Annotated in this window: 1 protein-coding gene; it reads left to right on the forward strand. The window is 45.7% G+C overall.

Annotated features, from left to right (window positions below; translation table 11 throughout):
• Positions 1-1,298 (forward strand): hypothetical protein (locus QVO66_RS03925; RefSeq protein ID WP_288172562.1); only part of this gene is annotated, 1,298 nt, incomplete at its 5' end.
• Positions 1,299-1,327 lie beyond the last annotated feature (29 nt).

The following is a 1,327-nucleotide window of genomic DNA, read 5'->3' on the forward strand; positions in this document are numbered from 1 at the left end:
ACTTTCTCATCCGTCTTGACAGCGAGGCAAAAAACATCTGCTACCTTTCAGCGACACCGATACAAGACAGGTATCTTGATTTCGTTCCGCAGTTCAAAGGCCTTCCGTACATAAAGCTCGAATGGGACCAAGCCGTGCTTGAAGAACCAAACGTCAGGGAGATACAGATGAAGAAGGACGAGAGCGCGGAGAAAATCTGTAGTAATATAATCCGTGACTTTAAGACTAACGGGTATTTTGCGAGGAAAGTGGTAAACGGACAAGTTGTTTATTCAACAGAAGCCTGCATATTCCTTAATGAAGTACGGTCAATCATAAACATAATCGTGAAGAACAACCTTAAGCCCGACGAGGTTACGATATTGTGCTCCGACGGAAAGGTATCAGGATTACCAAAGGGGTTCAAGGCAGGAGGGTTGTGCACAGACAAGTACAATCCACTGAACAAGACATTCACGTTCTGCACCAAGGCATCGTTCGAGGGAGTTGATTTTTACTCTACAAACGCCATGACCTACGTATTCATAAATGCCGGGAAGGAGTGGCAGACCTTGGACATAATGCTCGACATACCGCAGATACTCGGTAGGCAAAGGCTCGACATAAACCCGTTCCGACACGATGCGGTCATATATTACAAGACAAAACCGAACTGCCTTTCGGAACAAGAATTCAGGTTGCAACAAACGGCGATGGAACTTGAAACAGAACAATTCATCAACGGCTTCAACAACGCTCCTGACTCGATGAAGGAAAGACTGATAAAATTAGTCCGTGACAGGGCAGACGACAAGAAGTTCATTGACGATTATGTCGACGTGTTGCAGGTAAACGGAAGGCAGACACTCGGGATAAACACTCTCGTACAGATGGCGATGTGGAACAAATGGCACCAGCGCAGCCACTATTACAACAATTCATGCCAGCTGATGGCAAACATACAGTCGGCCATAGCGAAGAACGTAAAGCCGCAGGAAGTAAAGAACTTTGAACAACAATACTACTCTGCAAGCGATAAGGATAGGCTAAAGATATATTCCGACTTCCGAAATTCACATTCACGATACGACCCATTCATCCTGCAAAACCCGTTCATCGACATACGCCATCATTCATGGTTCGACGTGTTGGGCTATCCTGAACTTATGCGGCTTAACTTCGACGAGCAGAGAATTGGACAAGCCTACGATTATTGCTGCAATCATGAGCCGATAATACGGAAGTGCAGGGAAGCGTTTACGGTCGGCAATTTTTACACTAAACCCGAGGTGAAGAAAAACGCTACAGCAAATCTATGACGGTCTCGGACTTGTGGGAAAGAAAGCAA

Origin of the sequence: Prevotella sp. CAG:255 (assembly GCF_000431195.1) — a bacterium.
Lineage (GTDB): Bacteria > Bacteroidota > Bacteroidia > Bacteroidales > Bacteroidaceae > Prevotella > Prevotella rara.